The organism is Enterobacter cancerogenus (assembly GCF_019047785.1).
Classification (GTDB): Bacteria; Pseudomonadota; Gammaproteobacteria; order Enterobacterales; family Enterobacteriaceae; genus Enterobacter; species Enterobacter cancerogenus.
Genome location: NZ_CP077290.1, coordinates 2,629,891 through 2,651,437, shown reverse-complemented (window position 1 = coordinate 2,651,437; position 21,547 = coordinate 2,629,891). Strand labels below are relative to the sequence as shown.

Sequence of the window (21,547 nt, the reverse complement as noted above, 5' to 3'; positions counted from 1 at the left end):
ACGCCCTACAACCTGTGGTTGTATAAATTCTATCAATAATTTCAAACACAGGTTCCTAATGACTCCATCCCTGTTCACCGCGACCCTACTAAAAACTGCGCAACCCGCCGCAGTGGTCGTCGTGCGTGTGGTGGTCGTCGTCGGCAATGCGCCGTAGGGACTGGATCAACACACGAATCCAAAACCCCGCCGGCGCAAACCGGGCGGGGTTTTTCGTTTAAACACCCCCCGGAAAGTCGGCTCATAAAAGGACTGGAGCATGGCAAGTTCGGGCACAACATCATCCACAACGCGTTTTACCGGTGCGCAGTTAATCGTGCATTTACTGGAACGACAGGGCATCACCATCGTAGCGGGCATCCCGGGCGGCACGGTGCTGCCGCTGTACGACGCGTTAAGCCAAAGCACAAAAATCCGTCACGTTCTGGCTCGCCACGAGCAGGGCGCGGGCTTTATCGCGCAGGGCATGGCGCGTACCCAGGGCAAACCGGCGGTCTGTATGGCCTGTAGCGGCCCAGGCGCAACTAACCTGGTGACCGCCATCGCCGACGCGCGTCTCGATTCCATTCCGCTGATTTGCATCACCGGACAGGTACCGTCCTCGATGATCGGCACCGATGCGTTCCAGGAAGTGGACACCTACGGCATATCTATCCCCATCACCAAGCATAACTATCTGGTGCGCGATATCAGCGAGCTGCCACAGGTTATTAGCGATGCGTTCCGTATTGCGCAGTCTGGCCGTCCCGGCCCGGTGTGGATAGACATTCCTAAGGATGTCCAGACCGCAGAGATCGACATCGACGTGCTGCCGGAGCCGGGCGACCGTGCCCCTGCGCCAGAATTCAGCGCAGAGAGCGTGCGCGATGCGGCGGCGATGATTAACGCCGCGAAACGTCCGGTGCTCTATCTGGGCGGCGGGGCGATCAACGCCTCTGAAGAGGTGCGCCAGTTCGCCGAGAAAGCCAGCCTGCCCACCACCATGACGCTGATGGCGCTGGGCATGCTGCCAAAAGCACACCCGCTCTCTCTGGGCATGCTGGGGATGCACGGCGCGCGCAGCACCAATTTCATCCTGCAAGAGGCGGATCTGCTGATCGTCATGGGCGCGCGTTTTGATGACCGGGCGATTGGCAAAACCGAACAGTTCTGCCCGAACGCCAAAATCATTCACGTGGATATCGACCGCGCCGAGCTGGGTAAAATCAAGCAGCCGCACGTCGCGATCCAGGGCGATGTCGCCGAGGTACTGGCGCAGCTGATCCCACAAACCGAGGCAACCGGCCGTGACGACTGGCGTCAGCTGGTGGCTGATCTGCAAAAAGAGTTTCCGGGGGCGATCCCCGTTGAAGGCGACCCACTGAGCCACTACGGCCTGATCAACGCCGTGGCCGCCTGCGTGGACGACAGCGCAATTATCACCACCGACGTGGGCCAGCACCAGATGTGGACCGCGCAGGCTTACCCGCTGAACCGTCCGCGTCAGTGGCTGACCTCCGGCGGGCTGGGCACCATGGGCTTTGGCCTGCCCGCCGCCGTGGGCGCGGCGCTGGCTAACCCGGATCGTAAAGTCATCTGCTTCTCCGGCGACGGCAGCCTGATGATGAACATTCAGGAAATGGCGACCGCAGCCGAAAATCAGTTAGACGTAAAAATCATTCTGATGAACAACGAGGCGCTGGGGCTGGTGCACCAGCAGCAGAGCCTGTTCTACAAGCAGGGGGTATTTGCCGCGACCTATCCGGGAATGATTAACTTTATGCAGATTGCCGCCGGGTTTGGCCTGCACACCTGCGATCTGAACGCGGAGGAGGATGCCCACGCGGCGCTGCAGGCGGCGATCTCTCGTCCCGGCCCGGCGCTGATCCACGTGCGCATCGACGCGCAACAAAAAGTCTATCCGATGGTGCCGCCGGGTGCGGCAAATACTGAGATGGTGGGGGAATAAGCCATGCAGAAACAACACGATAACGTCATCCTGGAACTCACCGTCCGCAACCATCCCGGCGTCATGACCCACGTCTGCGGGCTGTTCGCCCGCCGCGCGTTTAACGTCGAAGGCATTCTCTGCCTGCCGATTCAGGGTAGCGAGCACAGCCGCATCTGGCTGCTGGTCAATGACGATCAGCGTCTGGAGCAGATGATGGCCCAGATCGACAAGCTGGAAGACGTCGCCAAAGTGGTGCGCAACCAGTCCGATCCCACCATGTTTAACAAAATTGCGGTGTTTTTCGAGTAAATCGCTTAAGGTAAGCGCCTTTGTTGGCCTACGAACTTTGCCCTTTGTAGGCCGGATAAGCGCAGCGCCATCCGGCGCTTTCAGACCGCAGGAACGCACATGATTACCATCGCCCTTATCGACGACCACCTTATCGTCCGCTCCGGATTTGCCCAGCTTTTGAGCCTCGAACCTGATTTTCAGGTGGTGGCCGAGTTCGGTTCCGGCCGCGAGGCGCTGGCGGGTCTGCCGGGGCGCGGCGTGCAGGTCTGTATCTGCGATATCTCCATGCCGGACCTTTCCGGGCTGGAGCTGTTGAGCCAGCTGCCGAAAGGCATGGCGACGATCATGCTGTCGGTTCACGACAGCCCGGCGCTGGTGGAACAGGCGTTAAACGCCGGCGCGCGCGGGTTTCTCTCCAAGCGCTGCAGCCCGGACGAGCTGATCGCCGCCGTGCGCACCGTCGCAACAGGCGGCTGCTATCTGACGCCGGATATCGCCATCAAGCTGGCGGCAGGCCGCCAGGATCCGCTGACCCGACGCGAACGACAGGTGGCGGAAAAGCTCGCGCAGGGAATGGCGGTGAAAGAGATTGCCGCCGAACTGGGGCTGTCGCCCAAAACCGTTCACGTTCATCGCGCTAACCTGATGGAAAAACTCGGCGTCAGTAACGACGTCGAGCTGGCGCGCCGTATGTTCGACAGCTGGCAATGAACTCTGTGTTTTCGCGGCTGATCGCCGTCGTTGCCAGCTTTTTTATCTTCTCTGCCGCATGGTTTTGCCTGTGGAGCATCAGCCTGCATCTGGTTGAACGCCCTGAACTGGCGGTGCTGCTGTTCCCGTTCGGCCTGCGTCTTGGGCTGATGCTGCAATGCCCGCGCGGCTACTGGCCTGTGCTGCTGGGCGCAGAGTGGCTGATGCTGGTCTGGCTGGCGCAGCAGGTGGCGCTGGCGCATCTGCCATTATTGATGACCGGAAGCGTGTTGACCCTGATCCCGGTGGCGCTGATCTCCCGCTACCGGCACCAGCGGGACTGGCGCACGCTGTTGCGTCAGGGAGCGGCGCTGATTGCCGCCGCGCTGCTGCAATCCCTGCCGTGGATTGGCGAAAAGGAGATGCTGAACGCGCTGCTCCTCACCCTCACCGGCGGGCTGACGCTCGCGCCGACCTGCCTCGTCATCTGGCATTATCTCACCAGCACCGTCTGGCAGCCGCTCGGCCCGGCGCTGGTCTCCCAGCCGGTAAACTGGCGCGCCCGGCATCTCATCTGGTATCTGCTGCTGTTTGTGGTGAGCCTGTGGCTGCAGCTGGGTTTACCGGCCGAGCTTTCACGCTTTACGCCGTTTTGCCTGGCGCTGCCGATTATCGCCCTGGCCTGGCACTACGGCTGGCAGGGGGCGCTGATCGCCACGTTGATGAATGCCATCGCGCTGATCGCCAGCCAGACCTGGCACGATCACCCTGTTGATTTGCTCCTCTCACTGCTGGCCCAGAGCCTGACCGGACTGTTGCTTGGGGCGGGCATTCAGCGCCTGCGCGAACTGAACCAGTCCCTGCAAACCGAGCTGGCGCGCAACCGCCGCCTGGCCGAACGCCTGCTGGAGACCGAAGAGAGCGTGCGCCAGGAAGTGGCGCGGGAGCTGCACGACGACATCGGCCAGACCATCACCGCCATCCGCACCCAGGCGGGCATCGTTCAGCGTCTGGCGGCGGAAAATAGCGGCGTGAAGCAGGGCGGGGCACACATCGAACAGCTGTCGCTGGGGGTGTACGATTCGGTGCGCCGCCTGCTCGGCAGGCTGCGCCCGCGCCAGCTGGATGATCTCTCGCTTGAGCAGGCGGTGCGTTCCCTGATGCGCGAGATGGAGCTGGAAAGCCGCGGTATTGTCAGCCATCTCGACTGGCGCATTGATGAGCCAACGCTGAGCGAAGGCCAGCGGGTCACGCTGTTCCGCGTCTGCCAGGAGGGGCTGAACAATATTGTCAAACACGCCAACGCCAGCGCGGTGACGCTGCAGGGCTGGCAGCAGGACGATCGCCTGATGCTGGTGATTGAGGACGACGGCTGCGGCCTGCCGCCAGGCTCCGGCCAGCAGGGCTTTGGCCTGGCGGGGATGCGCGAGCGCGTCAAGGCGCTGGGCGGCACGCTGGCTATCTCCTGCACCCACGGAACGCGCGTCAGCGTCAGTTTACCGCTACGGAGCCACCATGTTTAAAACGCCTGCCAATGCCGCGCCGCTAGGCGACAAAGCGGAGATCGACGCCCGCTATCGCTACTGGCGTCGCCATATTCTGATGACCATCTGGCTCGGTTACGCCCTGTTCTACTTCACGCGCAAAAGTTTTAACGCCGCCGCGCCGGAAATCCTCGCCACCGGCGTGATGACGCGCACCGATATCGGCCTGCTGGCGACGCTGTTTTACATCACCTACGGCCTGTCGAAGTTCTTCTCCGGCATCGTCAGCGACCGCTCCAACGCCCGCTATTTTATGGGCGTTGGGCTGATGGCAACCGGTGTGGTGAACATTTTATTTGGCTTTTCCACCTCCCTGTGGGCGTTTGCGTTGCTGTGGGCGCTGAACGCCTTTTTCCAGGGCTGGGGTGCGCCGGTGTGCGCCCGCCTGCTCACCGCCTGGTATTCGCGCAACGAGCGCGGCGGCTGGTGGGCCATATGGAACACGGCGCATAACGTCGGCGGGGCGCTGATCCCCATCGTGGTGGGCGCGGCGGCGCTGCACTACGGCTGGCGCGCGGGGATGATGATTGCGGGCGGGCTTGCCATTCTCGCCGGATTGTTCCTCTGCTGGCGTTTGCGCGATAAGCCGCAGACCGTTGGGCTTCCCTCCGTTGGCGACTGGCGACACGACGAGATGGAGATCGCCCAGCAGCAGGAGGGCGCGGGGCTAACCCGCAAAGAGATCCTCACCAAATACGTGCTGAAAAACCCCTATATCTGGCTTTTGTCGCTGTGCTACGTGCTGGTCTACGTGGTGCGCGCGGCCATCAACGACTGGGGCAACCTGTACATGTCCGAGACGCTCGGCGTGGATCTGGTGACGGCCAACTCGGCGGTCACCATGTTTGAACTGGGCGGATTTATCGGCGCGCTGGTGGCGGGCTGGGGATCGGACAAACTGTTCAACGGCAACCGCGGGCCGATGAACCTGATTTTCGCTGCCGGCATTTTGCTCTCCGTCGGGTCGCTGTGGCTGATGCCTTTCGCCAGCTACGTGATGCAGGCGGCGTGCTTTTTCACCACCGGCTTCTTCGTGTTTGGCCCACAGATGCTGATCGGCATGGCGGCGGCGGAGTGCTCGCACAAAGAGGCGGCAGGCGCGGCGACGGGCTTCGTCGGGCTGTTTGCCTACCTCGGCGCGTCGCTCTCCGGCTGGCCGCTGGCACGGGTGATCGACGCCTGGCACTGGAGCGGATTCTTCGCGGTGATCGCCATCGCGGCGGGGATCTCTGCCCTGCTGCTGCTGCCGTTTTTGCACGCCCAGGCGCCGCGCGAAGCGTGACGAGCCTCACCTTTTGGTGCCGAGTGGCGCAAAACTAAGAAATTTTCCCGGTTTTACCTGGACGCTGTCTCAGGCGTCGCGCCCGGCTGATTTTTACAATGCCTGCCATTCGCAGGTATAAAAATCAGCTCAGGAGCAAACCATGCTGGCCTTCCTCAACCAGGTGCGCAAGCCGACCCTGGATCTGCCGCTCGACGTGCGGCGCAAGATGTGGTTCAAACCGTTCATGCAGTCTTATCTGGTGGTCTTTATCGGCTACCTGACCATGTACCTGATCCGCAAAAACTTTAACATCGCGCAGAACGACATGATCTCAACCTACGGGCTGAGCATGACGCAGCTGGGGATGATTGGCCTGGGCTTCTCCATCACCTATGGCGTGGGGAAAACGCTGGTGTCGTACTACGCCGACGGCAAAAACACCAAGCAGTTCCTGCCGTTTATGCTGATCCTCTCCGCCATCTGTATGCTTGGCTTCAGCGCCAGCATGGGTTCAGGCTCCGTCAGCCTGTTCCTGATGATCGCTTTCTACGCCCTGAGCGGCTTCTTCCAGAGCACCGGCGGGTCGTGCAGCTACTCGACCATCACCAAATGGACCCCGCGCCGCAAGCGTGGCTCGTACCTCGGCATGTGGAACATCTCCCACAACCTCGGCGGAGCGGGCGCGGCAGGCGTGGCGCTGTTCGGTGCCAACTATCTGTTCGACGGCCACGTCATCGGCATGTTTATCTTCCCGTCGATTATCGCCCTGATCGTCGGCTTTATCGGCCTGCGCTTCGGCAGCGACTCCCCGGAATCCTACGGCCTCGGCAAAGCCGAAGAGCTGTTCGGTGAGGAGATCAGCGAGGAGGATAAAGAGACCGAAGAAAATGAGATGACCAAATGGCAGATCTTTGTTGAGTACGTGCTGAAAAACAAGGTGATCTGGCTGCTCTGCTTCTCGAACATCTTCCTGTACGTGGTGCGCATCGGTATCGACCAGTGGTCAACCGTGTACGCCTTCCAGGAGCTGAAACTCTCGAAAGAAGTGGCGATTCAGGGCTTTACCCTGTTTGAAGTGGGTGCGCTGGTCGGCACGCTGCTGTGGGGCTGGCTCTCTGACCTCGCCAATGGGCGTCGCGCGCTGGTGGCCTGCGTTGCGCTGGCGCTGATTATCGCCACGCTCGGCGTATACCAGCACGCCAGCAACCAGTACGTGTACCTCGCCTCCCTGTTCGCGCTCGGCTTCCTGGTGTTTGGTCCGCAGCTGCTGATTGGCGTGGCGGCGGTCGGTTTTGTGCCGAAAAAAGCGATCGGCGCAGCCGATGGGATTAAGGGCACTTTCGCCTACCTGATCGGCGATAGCTTCGCCAAGCTCGGTCTGGGGATGATCGCCGACGGCACGCCGGTCTTTGGCCTCACCGGCTGGGCAGGCACCTTCGCCGCGCTGGACGCCGCCGCCATCGGCTGTATCGTCCTGATGGCGATGGTCGCAGTGCTGGAAGAACGCAAGATCCGCCGTGAGAATCGTGCGCAGAAACAAAAATTGAAAGCAGCCTGAGTGTGCAGGTGACTTCTTTGCCCGGCTGACCACCGGGCTTTTTTTCTTCCCGCTCCCCCTCAGAAAAAAGATTACGGCTCATTTTTTCACTCCACCCGCAGCCGGTCGCACGGTGTTTTCTGGAACGTTCATCATCTAATTTTTTAATATGGTTAAAAAATGCCTGGTCAATATCTCAAAAGAGATCGACCAGGCGTAAACATGACCTGGCTTGAACTTTTATAGCCGCACCGGGCATACGCTGGGGGGAGATAGGCGCACTAAAAAGAAGAACATGAATGAAGTTTTCAAGCCAACTACTAGCCAGAACACAACCCGGCGTTTGACTATTACAACTTGCTCAAGGAAAAATAAACATGGCTATACCAGCTTACTTATGGCTTAAGGATGACGGTGGAGCATTAATCAAAGGCGGAGTTGATGTTCAGCACAGAGAATGCAGCATTGAGATAAAAGGATTCCATCATAACCTCATGATCCCAACAGACAATGCCACCGGTAAAATAACCGGTACGCGCATGCATTCACCTATGTTGATCATTAAAGAATTCGATTGCTCAAGCCCATACCTCTATAAAGCGGTAGCAACAGGGCAGAGCCTGGTCTCTGCTGAGATAAAATGGTATAGGATTAACTACTCCGGCCAGGAAGAAGAGTACTTTAATATGCTGCTCGAAGGCGTCAGAGTCGTTTCTATCTCACCAGCGATGGCACCAGGCGATAACCCTAACGAAAACCATATGGAAACGGTTGAACTACGTTACGAGAAAATTACCTGGAAGCATAACGACGGGAACATCATCTTTAGCGATGCCTGGAACGAACGCCAGTCAGCGTAAAGAACGTAAGGGGCAAGCAGCCCCTTAATCATATAACCAGCGCCCGGCTTTGGCTGACTCAATAATCATTTCGAGCGTTAGCGGCTTATACTGTCGATCCAAAAACCTTTTTCTAAGTCCAAACTGAAACCAAAACAGCTCCGGCTCAAAATAGTTGTCCAGAACAAAGTTGCTGTACTCAATCCCATAGCGATTGAAAAGGTCAAGCAGCATGTCCTCAAGATCTTCAGGAACGAGGTTGAAATGCTCCTGGAAGGTCCACTCCTTCTGGGCTGGACGTTTCAGTTCACTGTAGTTTTCAGTGATGTAATCTAAAAATTCTTGATCATCAGGCAATAACATTAGAAGTATGTCCATTCGATCCGATCTTTCGGTCGAGCTATCAGGTTGTACTTGTTTCTGGTTTCTTTGGCCACAAGGGCAAATACAATGATTGCCTGGGCATAGCCAACGAACGGAACAGCTCTTCCAACTACTGCCCCAACCTTATTTGTTTGTCTTGTTTTACCCATACCGATAATGGTTTCCACCCTCATCCCTCCAGGAAAGCGGACTCCCTTTAATATGCGACGTGCTAGTTTGGAGGCAACACTTGTACGCGAGCCTGACGCGCCTAACACCTTACGCTTGGGTATTAGAGGCTGACCTGCAAGGATTGTTGCAGCAGTCTCTATCGTTACGCCCAAATGGTTCGCCAGACCCTCAGCGAATATCAGCAAAAATAGCTCTTGTGGGGTTACGTTCGAATTCCCTCGATAGAAATACGTCCCCCCCAGATTCCTCTATTGTATTCATAGCATCATCCTGAATTCATTTTAAGCAAGGTTATAGCCTTGCTTAACCTAAGGATAATGAGTGGGTAATAGTTTTATGAAATTAAGAAAAGTGCCCGCAAACAGTATATTTGTCGATTATGAGGTCGTGATATCCGCAAGCTATAATGAGGATCGCATCTTCTTCAAGTGCGTTGTATCAGCTGTGGTACTTACTACAAAGCCAGACGTTTCGGCACCTGGCGTTCTGAAACACTCAGGCTCATCACTGCATATCCTTTAAAACATTCCATAAAAGGGGATGCGTATATTTTACGTCCCCCTTTACCCCGCTTTACACTCTCGCTCCCCTGCATGCTCTACAGTTTATTTTTGCTGCCGCGCTGCGCGGCATTTGACCGTTTTGTTATGGAGAGCTTGCATGTTAACCCGACGATTATCCTGCCTTGCGCTGCTGATGGCGCTGGCGTCCCCCGCGATGGCGGCGGATACCCCCACCTATGGCGAAAAGCTGGAAGGTTTTGACTACGGCTGGCCGGTTAAACACTTTACCTTTACCTCGCAAAACCAGTCTCTGGACATGGCCTATCTCGACGTGAAGCCGGAAAAAGCCAATGGCCGCACCGTGGTGCTGATGCATGGCAAGAACTTCTGTGCCGGTACCTGGGACGGCACCATCCGTGCGCTGACGGCGAGTGGGTACAGGGTGATCGCCCCGGACCAGATCGGCTTCTGCAAATCCATCAAGCCCGAGCGGTATCAGTACACCTTCCAGCAGCTGGCTGATAATACCCATGCGCTGCTCACATCCCTGGGTGTCGAACGCGTGACGGTGATCGGGCACTCTACCGGCGGCATGCTGGCGACGCGCTACGCGCTGATGTGGCCGCAGCAGGTGGAGCAGTTGGTGATGGTCAACCCGATTGGCCTGGAGGACTGGAAGGCGCGCGGCGTGCCGCATATTACCGTCGACCAGTGGTATCAGCGTGAGCTGAAAACCAGCGCGGACGGCATTCGCCAGTACGAGAAAAACACCTACTATGCCGGAGAGTGGAAGCCGGAGTACGAGCGTTGGGTAACCATGCTTGCCGGGCTGAACAACGGGCCGGGCAAAGCGCGCGTGGCATGGAACTCGGCGCTGCTCTACGACATGATCTACACCCAGCCGGTTGTCTACGAATTTAGCGAGCTGAAGATGCCGGTATTATTGATGATCGGCACGAAGGACAACACCGCTATCGGCAAAGATCTCGCCCCGCCGGAGGTGCGTAAAACGCTCGGTAACTACGCGGTGCTGGGGAAGGAGACGGCAAAACGCATTCCGCACGCCACGCTGGTCGAGTTTAACGATATGGGCCATGCGCCGCAGATGCAGGATCCGGTGCGCTTCCACGAGGCGCTGCTGAAAGGGCTGAAGCGCAGCGATCCGCTTTCAGAATGATTTTCCACCTCTTTTCACTGCACTAATCGCGTTTTGCCAGCTGTCGAGGCCATGAGTTTCCCGCTATGATAAGCGGCTATTCTAAGGAGAACGCATGGTCTGGATAATGCTGGCAACGCTTGTCGTGGTGTTTGTGGTGGGGTTTCGTGTCCTGACCTCGGATTCCCGTCGTGCCATCAAACGGTTAAGCGAGCGTCTGGGGATCACCCCGGTTCCGGTGGAATCGATGATCGATCAGTTTGGTAAATCGTCCGGCAACGAGTTTATCCGCTACCTTGAGCGTCCCGACGAAGCCCATCTGCAAAACGCTGCGCAGGTGCTGCTAATCTGGCAGGTGTGTATTGTTGATGGCAGTGAACAGAACCTGCACACCTGGCACCGCATGCTGCGCAAAGCCCGCCTTGCCGCGCCCATTACCGACGCGCAAATCCGCCTTGCACTCGGCTTCATGCGCGAAATAGAGCCAGACCCGCAGGAGCTTAACGCCTTCCAGCTGCGGTATAACCAACTCTTCTTACCGGATGAGGGCGTGTTTTACCTTCACTGATCCCCTGTAAAACGACAAAAGTTGTCTAAACGTTAAATTCATCACACTTTTGATGATAAACTGCGCGACTTTTCCGCACGTTTTTATCTTCAGGTGATGCCATGACAGAACATATCCAGCCCACGACCAGACCGCAGACCAAAGACGTTTCCCGGCCCAACTGGTCGGCGGTTTTCTCCGTGGCGTTCTGCGTCGCCTGTCTGATTACCGTTGAGTTTCTGCCGGTGAGCCTGCTGACGCCAATGGCGCAGGATCTGGGTATTTCCGAAGGTGTGGCGGGGCAGTCCGTCACCGTCACCGCGTTTGTGGCGATGTTTGCCAGCCTCTTTATTACCCAGGCGATTGGCGCTATCGACCGCCGCAAAGTGGTCATTCTCTTCAGCGTGCTGCTGACGGCATCCTGCCTGCTGGTCTCCTTCGCCAATAGCTTTAGCCTGCTGCTGCTCGGCCGTGCCTGTCTCGGGTTAGGGCTCGGCGGCTTCTGGGCGATGTCGGCCTCGCTGACCATGCGTCTGGTGCCCGCCCGCACGGTGCCTAAAGCGCTGTCCGTGATTTTCGGCGCGGTCTCCATCGCGCTGGTGATTGCCGCGCCGCTGGGCAGCTTCCTCGGCGGAATTATCGGCTGGCGTAACGTCTTTAACGCCGCCGCGGTGATGGGCCTTCTGTGCATTATCTGGGTGTGGAAGGCGCTGCCGTCCCTGCCGGGTGAAGCTGCGCACCACAAACAGAACATGTTCGCGCTGCTCAAGCGCCCTGGCGTTATGGCTGGCATGACCGCCATCTTTATGGCCTTCGCCGGGCAGTTTGCCTTCTTCACCTACATCCGCCCGGTGTTTATGACCATGGCGGGCTTTGATGTGGATGGCCTGACGCTGGTGCTGCTGAGTTTCGGTATCGCCAGCTTTGTCGGCACCTCGCTGTCGTCCCAGTTCCTGAAACGCTCCCTCAAGGTGGCGCTGGCAGGCGCGCCGCTGGTGCTGGCGATAAGCGCCGCGGTGCTGGTGCTGTGGGGCAGCGATAAGTGGGTCGCCTCGGCGATTGCGATTATCTGGGGCTTTGCTTTTGCGCTGGTACCGGTGGGCTGGTCGACGTGGATCACCCGCTCGCTGGCCGATCAGGCGGAAAAAGCCGGGTCGATTCAGGTGGCGGTGATCCAGCTGGCGAACACCTGCGGCGCAGCGGTGGGCGGCGTGGCGCTCGACCATCTGGGGCTGACCTCACCGCTGGTGATTTCCGGCACGCTGATGCTGCTGACGGCGCTGCTGGTGGCAGCGAAGGTGAGGGCGCGTTGATTGATAAATAGTCACGCTGGCGATATACTTGTACCGTAACTTGTACAGGAGGGAATATGCAGGTTGTGACGTTTACTGAAGCACGAAGCCGACTCAAAGATGTGTTGGACGACGTGAATGACAATGTGGAGACGACAATCATCAGCCGCCGCAACGGCGGGGATGCGGTTGTTATGTCTCTTCAGCACTACAACTCGATGATGGAAACGATCCATTTAATGAGTTCGCCTGCTAATGCCAGCCGACTGATGGAGTCAATCGCACAGGCAAACACGGGAAAAACCACGCAGAGGGATCTGATTGATGACCAGGCTACTGATTTGGACTGATAACGGCTGGGACGATTACCTGTGGTGGCAAGAGCAGGATAAGAAAACGCTTCGCAGAATCAACAAGCTGATTGAAGATGCGAAGCGTCAGCCTTTTGATGGCCTGGGGAAGCCGGAACCGCTTAAAGGTAATCTTTCAGGCTACTGGTCCCGCCGGATAAACGATACTGACCGTCTGGTTTATGGCGTGACGGATAGCGCGCTGACCATTTTGATGTGCCGCTATCACTATCATGCGTAAATCAGGCTGAAGTCTGAACCCGTCTTCTCGAATCCATCGAAATCAACACCACCGACGAGACAATCAGCAGCGTGCCCAGCCAGTCCGGCAGGGTGAAGGCCACCCCCAGCAGGATCACCGACAGCAATGCGCTGCTCAGCGGCTCGGCGCAGCTCAGAATGCTTGCCTTCGGCCCACCGATCATTTGCGCCCCTTTCAGATACAGGCTGAACGTCAGCGCCGTACCGATCACCACCAGATAGAAGAACGCCAGCAGCAGGCTACCGTCGAACGCAAACGTGGTGCCGCGCCCGGCGTAGAACGGCGTCAGCACCAGTCCTGCAATCAACATACTCCAGCCAACAATCGGTAGCGTGCCGTAGCGGGCGATCAGCGTTGACGGATAAGTGGTATAGAACGCCGCAGCAAAGGCCGAGGCGATGCCGAAGAACAGCGCGGCAGGCGAGATAGAGAGCGATGTCGGGTCGCCGTGCGTTACCAGCAGGAAGGTGCCGACAAGCGAGGTCATTATCGCGGATAAGACAAAAATACCGGGGCGCTTTTTCCGCGCCAGCGCGAACCACGCCACGATAATGGTCGGCGAGAGGAACTGCAGCACGGTAGCGGTGGCGGCGTTGGATTTTTCAATCGTCAGCAGGAAGGTGAGCTGCACGGTAAGCGCGCCGACCAATGAGAAAAACAGCAGGCTGAGGGCGTCCTTGCGGTTTTTGATGACCGAGAAAATCTTGTCGCCGTGAACGAAGGAGAGCGTCAGCAGGATCACGCCGGTAAACAGCAGGCGAATCATGGTCAGATAAGGCGAGGAAATGTGGCTTTTCTCCATGATGTACTGCGCGCAAACGCCTGAACTTCCCCATAAAACGGCGGCGATCAGGACGTTCAGCATCCCTTTACGTGTGGAACCCATGTTCTCCCCTGTTATGTCGGTTTTTTTGTAGCATAACATGGGATCTTGCCGGGCGGCGCTGCGCTTACCTGGCCTACAAGGTTTTGTAGGCCCGTGCAAGCGCAGCGCCGCCGGGCGAAACAAACGGCGTCGTATTAGAACCACGCCTCCCACATCGCGCCGACGTTGAAATCGTCGAGCGTTTCGTCTTTGGTATTGTTCACGCGGGCGGTGCGTTCGTTATCCACTTTGCCGCCGGTGACGTAGAAACGCAGCATCGGGCGGAACTCCGGCCCCATGGCGATAGACATGTTCTGCGACAGGGTCAGCTTCCAGCCCTTATTATCGCCGCCGTTGTCGTAATCAACGTGCTGCCAGCCCGCTTCCAGCCAGGTCGAGTGGACGTCGTTCCACCAGTGCATCGGGCGGACGATGGCGTTGTAGTTCTTGCGGTTGTCGGTGTCATCACGACTGTTGTCGTAATCGTGGAAGGCGAGGATATACTCCACCTGCGTGGCTTGGGTGAATTTGTACAGCCCCTCGAAGCTGGCGTAGACCGTGGTCAGATCCTCGGTTTTGTTGAAGACGCTGTTGTCCGAGTTATCCGAGTAGCGGGCGATCACCTTGTTTACGCCGCTGTCGTTGGTGTGGCTCATCACCACGCCGCCCTGCCAGGCGTTCAGGCGCTCGTCGCTTTCAATGGCCTTCGAGTCAAAGCCGTAGTTGGCGTACAGCTCCAGGTCGATCGGGCCGAGCTTCATGCCGTGGATTTTAGAGGTTGCCGCGTAGTTGCCTTTGTCGCCCGTGCCGGAGCCGCCGGTACAGGTGATGCGCGACGGGTTCGCTTCATCTTCCATCACTTCCGGGCTACAGGATTCCACCGCCGCCACGGCCGCCACGTCAAACTGCACGCCGCCGATGTCGAAGTTCTTCACCCCGGCACCCTGGCCGTCGTGGTTCATCCAGAAGTAATCGTTGATGCCCTGCTGCGGACGCTGGTGGAAGTCGCGCCCCGCCCAGAAATAGGCGTTCGGGTTCGATGCCATAATGTTGGTCACACCGGCGTAGGCTTTTTTCAGGTTAACCTCATCGCCCCAGTGGTCGATCATCACGTTGATGTCCCAGATGGCACCGTTGTCACCTTTGAAGGCTTTGGAAAGCTGGAATTCACCGCCGTTGCCTTCGTTGCCCAGACGACCAATCGCGGACGCGCCGTTGTAGGAGCCGTCTACCGCCACGTATTTCTGGTCGGCGGCCTGGAAGTGCGCGCCGTAGCGGGCGTAGCCGGTAAATTTCACCCCGAACGGGATCGCCATATCCGGGGATTGCGCCGCGCTTTGCGGCTCGGTCACCACGTCCGCTTTTTTGGCAACGGCGGCATCCATTTTGGCCTGACGTTCTGCCAGGGCTTTGTCCACCGCTTTGGCCACAATGGCGTCGATTTGCTCCTGCGTAAATTCTTGCGCGAGTACGGAAATGGGGCAAAGCGCGGCGATAACCGCCATTGTTAATGGAAGTTTTTTAATCGTATTCATGGTTATCTCAATATAGTTTAATTTTATTCAGACAATAACCATCCCGCTCCGATCTGACAGAGTATGTCGCTATCATCAGAACAAGTGGATCTCTATTTTAGGTACAGAGGTATTACGCTAACGTTATTTCGCCATAGATTATCTCTGGTATAAATGAATAATTTCTTCCGATAATTCACGCGCCAGCAGGGAATTCATTAAATGGTCCTGGGCGTGCACCATAATTAAGGTCATCGGCTGGCGGGCTTCTCCCGCATCCTGCTCGATCAGTTTGGTCTGCATTTTGTGCGCCTGGCGCGCATAGCCATCGGCTTCGCGCAGCAGGCTTTTGGCTTCGTCAAGGTTGCCCTGGCGCGCCGCGTGCAGCGCTTCAAAGCACAAACTGCGGGACTGACCGGCGTTGACGATAATTTCCATTACGGCATCTTCTAATACGATCATCATAATTACTCTTTATCAAAACTGTTATTCAAGGCAGTGGTGGCAAACCACTCGCCGCTTTTTTTGAGGGTGCGCTGCTGCGTCTCTAAGTCGAGCTGAATAAATCCGTAACGATTTTTATAGGCATTACACCAGGACCAGTTATCAATAAAGGTCCACATATGGTAGCCAAGGCAATTGCATCCTTCGTTAATACCTTTATGCAGCCACGCTAAGTGCTCAGAAATAAAATCGATGCGGTATTGATCGTTAATCTGGCCATTTTCAATAAAGCGCTGTTCATTTTCGACGCCCATACCGTTTTCAGAAATAAAGCAGCGAGGATTATCGTAGTTGTCGCGCAGGTTAACCAGAATATCGTAAATACCCGGCTCGTAGATTTCCCAGCCGCGGTATGGGTTCATCTTGCGGCCCGGCATCTCGTAATTGTCAAAGAACCACTCCGGCATAAACGGCGCCTGCGGGTTTACCGCGCTGTCGCGACACTTCACGCGCCGTGGCTGGTAGTAGTTCACGCCGAGCAGGTCGATTTTTCCTTTCGCTATCAGGGCGCGGTCCTCCGGCTTGCAGGCGGGGAGTTGGTCGTACGCTTTCAACAGCGCCACCAGGTCTGCCGGATACACGCCGCGAAGCACCGGGTCGAGGAAGCTGCGGTTAAACATCAGATCCGCAATGTGCGCCGCCTTCACATCCGCCGGGTTCTGCGAACGCGGGTAGGAGGGCGTCAGGTTGAGCACGATGCCAATTTCCCCGGCATAAGGCCCGGCGCGGTAAGCCTGAACCGCTTTCGCGTGGGCCAGCACGGTGTGATACGCCACGGTAGCCGCACGACGAAAATCCACCACGTTCGGATAGTGGAAGTCGTACAGATAACCGCCCTCCACCGGCACAATTGGCTCGTTGAAGGTAAACCAGTGCAGCACGCGGTCGCCGAACAGCGCAAAGCAGATCTGCGCGTAGCGGGCGTAAGCGTCCACCACGTCGCGGTTTTCCCAACCGCCGATCTCCTGCATCGCCATCGGCATGTCGAAATGGAACAGGGTAATAAACGGCGTGATGCCCTGTTCAATCAGCTCATCAATGACCTGATTATAAAAGTCGACCGCCTGCGGGTTCACTTCACCGATACCGTCGGGGATCAGGCGCGCCCAGCTTATTGAGGTGCGAAAGCTGTTGTGGTTCAGCTGCTTTAACAGTTGAATGTCCGTTTTCCAGTGCTGATAAAACGTGGAGGTCTGCTGCGGCCCCACGCCGTTATGAAAACGGTTCGGCTCGCGGGCAAACCAGTAGTCCCACGTGGTTTCCCCCTCTCGTGTCCCTTCGGTCTGGAGAGCGGAGCTTGCGCTGCCCCACCAGAAGCGATCGGGAAATGTGTATTTCATGACGCGTCCTCTTTGACTCAATGACTTGCGGTTTCAGCGACGCCGACGGTGGCCTGGGCTTTCTGCTCTTCGTTTTTCATCAGCGTACGCTCATAGGCACGCAGGAACGGCAGGTACATCAGCGCGGACATCACCATACAGACCACGCACATCACCACCGGGCTTAATGCCCAGTTCGCCGCCCACGAGGCACCAATCGGTGCGGGAGTGGTCCATGGGGTTAACGACACCACCTGCGCCAGCCAGCCGAGCTTAGTGGCACCGTAGGCCAGACAGGCGTTGATCAGCGGCACAAACACGAACGGGATAAACAGCATCGGGTTCATGATGATCGGCGCGCCGAACAGGATCGGTTCGTTGATGTTAAAGAAGCTGGGCACCACGCCCATTTTACCGATGGTACGCAGGTGTGTGACGCGGCTGCGCAGCAGCAGGAACGCCAGCGGCAGGGTAGAACCGACGCCACCAATCAGCAGGTAGTGGTCCCAGAAGCCCTGCAGATAAACGTGCGGCAGAGCGGCACCGGCAGCCAGTGCGGCCTGGTTTGCCGACAGGTTCGCCATCCAGAACGGGTTCATGATGCCGGTGACAATCAGCGAGCCGTGAATGCCAGCAAACCAGAAGATCTGGCACAGCAGCACGGAGAGCAGAATGGCGGGCAGGGAATCCGACGCCGACACCAGCGGCTCCAGCAGGTGCATGATCGCCTGTGGGATAATCATCCCGGTTTGCGCTTCGATAAACAGGTTCAGCGGATGCAGGGTGCCAATCACCACCATCACCGGGATCAGGATTTCAAACGAGCGCGCCACGCCGGTCGGCACTTCTTTTGGCAGGCGGATGGTCACGTTGTTTTGCTTAAGCCACGCATACACGCGGGTGGAGTAGATGGCGGTGATCAGCGCGGTGAAGATGCCCTGGCCCGACAGATACTGGGTCGAGATCTTACCGTCGGCATAGGGCGCGGCAACCAGCAGGAACGCCATAAACGCCAGCAGGCCGGACATCACCGGGTCGAGGTTAAACTGACGTCCGAGGCTCGCGCCAATCCCCACCGAAATGAAGAAGGTCATCACGCCCATGCTGAGGTTAAACGGCAGCATCAGCTGTTCACGGTAGGTCTGGGAGAAATCCAGCCAGCCGCGGGCGAAACTGTTGGTCGTATCCGCCGAGAACGGCGGGAAGATGAACACCAGCATGAACGAGCCGATGATCATAAACGGCAGCGCGGCGGTAAAGCCGTCGCGAATGGCAATCACATACTTCTGCTGACCGAGCTTTGCGGCCAGCGGGGTAATCGATTGCTCAATCACCGCGACCATGGATTGATATAACGAACTCATGTGAACACCTTTTAGTGTGCCGCTTCAATGAGCGACAGAGCATAGTCCAGTACTTTATCGCCACGCTGCATGCCGTAGTCCATCATCTCGATGGCCTGTACCGGAATGCCTTGCGTCGCCGCCTTGTCTGAGAGTGTCTTTAACATGTATTTCACCTGCGGTCCGAGAAGCACCACCTGGTAATGCGGAAACTGCGTGTCAAATTCGGACACGCCGTAGGCATCAATCTTGACTGGTAGCCCACGCGCATTCGCTTCTTCGACCATTTTGCTGACCAGCAGGCTGGTGGACATCCCGGCTGAACAACACAGCATAATCTTGAACATCGACATCCTTCCTCTAAATGTAAAAAGTTATTGCGAGGATGATTGGACATCATACGGAAACCGGTTTCCATTTATAAAAGACAGAAGTGTGACAGCTATCAAGAAGCGTTGCTTATGGGGCTAATTATCACGATCGGTGTCACATAATTTGGCGAGTTTTACATCAAATTGAGTGGAAACGGAAAATCGGTTTCCATGAAAAACGGAAACGGATATACTCCGTACTGGCTATAATGTGAGCCGTAGCGGAAATGGAATTTGCAGGTGCGCCAGGCCTGCCAGGGGAGAGAGATGTCTACAATCAACGATGTATCGCGTCTGGCCGGGGTGTCCAAAGCCACGGTATCACGGGTGTTGAGCGGATCGCGTGGCGTGAAAGAGGCCAGCCGCCAGGCCGTTTTAAAAGCGGTGGATGAGCTGAACTATCGTCCCAACGTGATTGCCCAGTCGCTGCTGAGCCAGTCAACGGGCTGTATCGGCGTGATTTGCGCCCAGGAGAACATCAACCAGACCACGGGTTATCTCTACGCGCTGGAAAAACACCTCAGCCAGCATCAAAAGCATCTGCTGCTGCGCTTTGCGCACACCAAAGCGGAAGTGATGCACGCCCTGGAAGAGCTCTCCTGCGGGTTATGCGATGACATTCTGGTGATTGGCGCGCGTTTCCCGCTGGATATCGAAATGGACAATGTCATCCTGGTTGACTGCATGGAAGCCGATAACGCCAACAGCATTCAGTTCGATCACGCCTTTGCCGCCGAAACGGCCTGCAACTTTCTCACCAGCCAGGGACGACGCCAGATTGCCCTGATCCACCCGCACGGCAGCGGTTTTGCCGATCAGGTGCTGCTCGGCTACAAGCACGCGCTGGAGAAAAACTTCCTGCCCTTTAACCGCAACCTTGTCTTTATGGACGCGACCTCGTCCTCCGTTGCGCTGCAGGAGTTACTCAACAATGCGAGCACGCTGAACTTCAACGCGCTGCTGGTGGTGGATGAACAAGAAGCCCAGCGGGTGATCCCGCAACTGCAGGCGTTTAATAAATCCGTTCCGGACGACATCATGGTCTTTAGCCTGGCCGGTTCGCTGCAGCTGCCGGGCATTCCGGTGATCCCGGCGATTGAATATTCCATGGACGCCATGGCGGCGCGCATCGTGAGCTGGCTGAATGAGAAAACGCAGATGCTGGGGTCGTACGTGCTGCGCGGGGATTTGATTATCCCGGAAAGGCGTAAGCGCTGAGAAGGCGCAGGGTGCGTTTTGCCCGGCGGCGCTTACACGGTTTTGTAGGCCGGGTAAGCGCAGCGCCACCCGGCACTAAGCACGGGCTGTATCCTTAATAATCCTCCATACAATCCACCTGACTCACCGCGTCCCAGTAGCCGTCGAGGTTGTCGCGTTTCATGGCGGTGACGGCATTTTTGATCAGCAGCTGATTGGCCTCGGACGATAAAATCATCGCCTGCCACGCCTTGTCGCTCTGCTTCTTCTGCGGCGTGCAGGTTTTCTTAATGTCTTTCATCACCTGCTGTTTGATCTGGGCCTCTTTCGCCGGATTGTCCTTCTCCTGCGCGTGAACGAAGGCGGCAAACAGCATGCAGATGAGCAGGCAAACCAGGTGTGTAGCTTTCATCAATCCCTCCGGTCACGTCACAGGCTTTCTTTGAAATATATAGTTACATTCACCAAAGCGATTCAAGTCGAAAGTATGAATTTATGCATTCTGCGAGCGAGTACCGATGACCAATGCAATGCCATAGCTCACCGTCACCGCGAGACTCATTTTCAGCATCGTTTCCCCGCCGATACCGGCGAGGGGCGTTGCGATCCCCCCAAATAAAAACATCAGCATGCCCAGAATGGCCGATGCTGTACCGGACTCTTTCGCATCGACTGCGCTCATCGCTTCTGAACCCGCAATGGTGCTGATTCCACTGTTAAAGGCGACGGTGAAAAAGAGTGCGATCAGTGCTGGTACGGAAAGCTGCATCCAGGCAAAGAGCAACGTCAGCCCCGCGCAGGACACGGCCAGAACCAGGCCCATTTGCATCAATCCTCCCGCCGGATGCCGCCGTGCAAGACGGGAAAACACCAGCGCCGAGACGATAAGACCGATACCGTTCACGCCGAATAGCAGGCTGAACTGCATTGCGCTCAGGCCATATTCGCTTTGCATCACAAATGAGGATGCCCCGATGTAGGAGAACAGCCCTGCTAACATGAACGCCTGAATCAGGCAGTAGCGCATGAATCGACGATTTTTAAGTACCGTTCTGGTGGTTCGCGCCAGCGATCCCCCGCTCTGTTTATCGGTGAGGGTCTCAGGGATAAACCACTGGCTGGCAATCAGCAGCGCCAGACCCGCCCCGGCCATCACCCAGAACAGCATCCGCCAGTCGAAATGCGACGCGATAAAGCCCCCGAGCACCGGGGACACGACGGGCGCGATGCCATTAACCGTCATCAGCAGAGCAAAAAACTGCGTTAGCATCGTGCCGTGATACTTATCCCGGGCGATGGATCGCGCGAGAACAGAGCCACCCGCCCCCGCAACGCCCTGCACAAAGCGCCAGCCGATCAGGGCATAAATATTCTGTGCGATCGCGCAAAGTACTGAAGCCAGCACAAACAGCAGAAGTGATAACAGCAGCGGCGTTTTACGTCCGATACGATCGCTTAGCGGGCCGAAAAAGAGCTGCCCGACCCCCAGGCCGATCAGTGCCGAGGTCAGCGAAAGCTGCGTCAGCGTTGTGGACGTGTCGAGCCGGGTGGCGATCTCCGGCAGTGCCGGAAGATAAAAATCAGAACACAGGGGCCCGATTGCCGTTAGCAGGCCCAGTATGGCCGCAAAAGAGAAAGAGAGTTTTGTCATCAGTATCTGTCCCATAGACCGGG

Annotated in this window: 23 protein-coding genes and 1 pseudogene; 14 read left to right on the top strand and 10 right to left on the bottom strand. The window is 57.2% G+C overall.

Annotation, left to right across the window (positions count from 1 at the left end; genetic code table 11):
* Positions 1-58 precede the first annotated feature (58 nt).
* From ivbL to I6L58_RS12465, 8 genes are all read left to right on the top strand, one after another.
* A complete protein-coding gene (gene ivbL / locus I6L58_RS12500) occupies positions 59-157 on the top strand; it encodes an ilvB operon leader peptide IvbL (RefSeq protein ID WP_088208941.1) in 99 nt (32 codons plus the stop codon).
* 102 nt (positions 158-259) lie between these two features.
* Positions 260-1,948 carry an acetolactate synthase large subunit gene (gene ilvB, locus I6L58_RS12495; RefSeq protein WP_088208942.1) on the top strand — a complete coding sequence of 563 codons (1,689 nt, stop codon included), beginning with the start codon at positions 260-262 and terminating at the stop codon, positions 1,946-1,948.
* A 3-nt stretch (positions 1,949-1,951) separates the two neighbouring features.
* Entirely contained in the window at positions 1,952-2,239 is a 288-nt protein-coding gene (ilvN, locus tag I6L58_RS12490) for an acetolactate synthase small subunit (protein ID WP_006177620.1), read from the top strand.
* A gap of 99 nt (positions 2,240-2,338) precedes the next feature.
* The gene (uhpA, locus tag I6L58_RS12485) at positions 2,339-2,932 is read left to right on the top strand and encodes a transcriptional regulator UhpA (RefSeq protein WP_006177621.1); all 594 of its coding nucleotides are present in this window, start codon (positions 2,339-2,341) and stop codon (positions 2,930-2,932) included.
* Positions 2,929-4,434, top strand: a complete 1,506-nt coding sequence (gene uhpB, locus I6L58_RS12480; RefSeq protein ID WP_006177622.1) for a signal transduction histidine-protein kinase/phosphatase UhpB — start codon at positions 2,929-2,931, stop codon at positions 4,432-4,434. Before uhpA ends, uhpB begins: the two co-directional genes overlap by 4 nt.
* Positions 4,427-5,737 (top strand): MFS transporter, encoded by a 1,311-nt coding sequence (gene uhpC / locus I6L58_RS12475; protein ID WP_088208943.1) that lies wholly within the window; start codon positions 4,427-4,429, stop codon positions 5,735-5,737. Before uhpB ends, uhpC begins: the two co-directional genes overlap by 8 nt.
* A gap of 142 nt (positions 5,738-5,879) precedes the next feature.
* Positions 5,880-7,277 carry a hexose-6-phosphate:phosphate antiporter gene (uhpT, locus tag I6L58_RS12470; protein ID WP_006177624.1) on the top strand — a complete coding sequence of 466 codons (1,398 nt, stop codon included), beginning with the start codon at positions 5,880-5,882 and terminating at the stop codon, positions 7,275-7,277.
* 356 nt (positions 7,278-7,633) lie between these two features.
* The gene (locus tag I6L58_RS12465; RefSeq protein ID WP_088208944.1) at positions 7,634-8,116 is read left to right on the top strand and encodes an Hcp family type VI secretion system effector; all 483 of its coding nucleotides are present in this window, start codon (positions 7,634-7,636) and stop codon (positions 8,114-8,116) included.
* 24 nt (positions 8,117-8,140) lie between these two features.
* Here the strand turns inward: I6L58_RS12465 and I6L58_RS12460 are convergent, their stop codons facing one another.
* Together I6L58_RS12460 and I6L58_RS23055 are read right to left on the bottom strand one after the other, a co-directional pair.
* Positions 8,141-8,458, bottom strand: a complete 318-nt coding sequence (locus I6L58_RS12460; protein ID WP_088208945.1) for a DUF1493 family protein — start codon at positions 8,456-8,458, stop codon at positions 8,141-8,143.
* Positions 8,458-8,911 (bottom strand): annotated as a pseudogene (locus I6L58_RS23055) (STM2901 family protein). The gene I6L58_RS12460 and the pseudogene I6L58_RS23055 overlap by 1 nt, the downstream one beginning before the upstream one ends.
* Positions 8,912-9,310: 399 nt before the next feature.
* On the opposite strand from I6L58_RS23055, the gene I6L58_RS12450 reads away from it, so the two are divergent.
* From I6L58_RS12450 to I6L58_RS12430, 5 genes are all read left to right on the top strand, one after another.
* Positions 9,311-10,330, top strand: a complete 1,020-nt coding sequence (locus tag I6L58_RS12450) for an alpha/beta fold hydrolase (protein WP_088208947.1) — start codon at positions 9,311-9,313, stop codon at positions 10,328-10,330.
* A 94-nt stretch (positions 10,331-10,424) separates the two neighbouring features.
* Positions 10,425-10,877: a DUF1198 family protein gene (locus I6L58_RS12445; RefSeq protein WP_006177629.1), complete on the top strand. Its 453-nt coding sequence runs from the start codon at positions 10,425-10,427 to the stop codon at positions 10,875-10,877.
* A 101-nt stretch (positions 10,878-10,978) separates the two neighbouring features.
* Positions 10,979-12,169 carry a purine ribonucleoside efflux pump NepI gene (gene nepI, locus I6L58_RS12440; protein WP_088208948.1) on the top strand — a complete coding sequence of 397 codons (1,191 nt, stop codon included), beginning with the start codon at positions 10,979-10,981 and terminating at the stop codon, positions 12,167-12,169.
* A gap of 56 nt (positions 12,170-12,225) precedes the next feature.
* On the top strand, positions 12,226-12,498 hold the full coding sequence (locus I6L58_RS12435) for a type II toxin-antitoxin system Phd/YefM family antitoxin (protein WP_041911702.1): 273 nt from the start codon (positions 12,226-12,228) through the stop codon (positions 12,496-12,498).
* Positions 12,473-12,739, top strand: a complete 267-nt coding sequence (locus I6L58_RS12430) for a Txe/YoeB family addiction module toxin (protein ID WP_088208949.1) — start codon at positions 12,473-12,475, stop codon at positions 12,737-12,739. Before I6L58_RS12435 ends, I6L58_RS12430 begins: the two co-directional genes overlap by 26 nt.
* 1 nt (position 12,740) lies before the next feature.
* On the opposite strand, the gene I6L58_RS12425 is transcribed toward I6L58_RS12430, so the two are convergent.
* The 6 genes from I6L58_RS12425 to I6L58_RS12400 form a co-directional block, all read right to left on the bottom strand.
* Positions 12,741-13,646, bottom strand: a complete 906-nt coding sequence (locus I6L58_RS12425) for an EamA family transporter (protein ID WP_042321283.1) — start codon at positions 13,644-13,646, stop codon at positions 12,741-12,743.
* 134 nt (positions 13,647-13,780) lie between these two features.
* Positions 13,781-15,160, bottom strand: a complete 1,380-nt coding sequence (locus I6L58_RS12420) for a carbohydrate porin (RefSeq protein WP_006177638.1) — start codon at positions 15,158-15,160, stop codon at positions 13,781-13,783.
* Between the two features lie 138 nt (positions 15,161-15,298).
* On the bottom strand, positions 15,299-15,601 hold the full coding sequence (locus tag I6L58_RS12415; RefSeq protein ID WP_072208838.1) for a PTS lactose/cellobiose transporter subunit IIA: 303 nt from the start codon (positions 15,599-15,601) through the stop codon (positions 15,299-15,301).
* Positions 15,602-15,606: 5 nt separating this feature from the next.
* Complete coding sequence (locus I6L58_RS12410; protein WP_088208950.1) at positions 15,607-16,983, bottom strand: glycoside hydrolase family 1 protein; 1,377 nt, start codon at positions 16,981-16,983, stop codon at positions 15,607-15,609.
* A gap of 17 nt (positions 16,984-17,000) precedes the next feature.
* Positions 17,001-18,326, bottom strand: coding sequence for a PTS sugar transporter subunit IIC (locus tag I6L58_RS12405; RefSeq protein ID WP_042321287.1), 1,326 nt, complete (start codon positions 18,324-18,326; stop codon positions 17,001-17,003).
* Positions 18,327-18,337: 11 nt separating this feature from the next.
* A complete protein-coding gene (locus tag I6L58_RS12400; RefSeq protein ID WP_042321291.1) occupies positions 18,338-18,652 on the bottom strand; it encodes a PTS sugar transporter subunit IIB in 315 nt (104 codons plus the stop codon).
* 291 nt (positions 18,653-18,943) lie between these two features.
* Here I6L58_RS12400 and I6L58_RS12395 point away from each other — a divergent pair, with 291 nt between their 5' ends.
* Positions 18,944-19,894 (top strand): LacI family DNA-binding transcriptional regulator, encoded by a 951-nt coding sequence (locus tag I6L58_RS12395; protein WP_088208951.1) that lies wholly within the window; start codon positions 18,944-18,946, stop codon positions 19,892-19,894.
* A 94-nt stretch (positions 19,895-19,988) separates the two neighbouring features.
* Here the strand turns inward: I6L58_RS12395 and I6L58_RS12390 are convergent, their stop codons facing one another.
* Positions 19,989-20,285 carry a YicS family protein gene (locus I6L58_RS12390; protein WP_088208952.1) on the bottom strand — a complete coding sequence of 99 codons (297 nt, stop codon included), beginning with the start codon at positions 20,283-20,285 and terminating at the stop codon, positions 19,989-19,991.
* Between the two features lie 81 nt (positions 20,286-20,366).
* Positions 20,367-21,524 carry a multidrug effflux MFS transporter gene (locus I6L58_RS12385; RefSeq protein WP_088208953.1) on the bottom strand — a complete coding sequence of 386 codons (1,158 nt, stop codon included), beginning with the start codon at positions 21,522-21,524 and terminating at the stop codon, positions 20,367-20,369.
* Positions 21,525-21,547 lie beyond the last annotated feature (23 nt).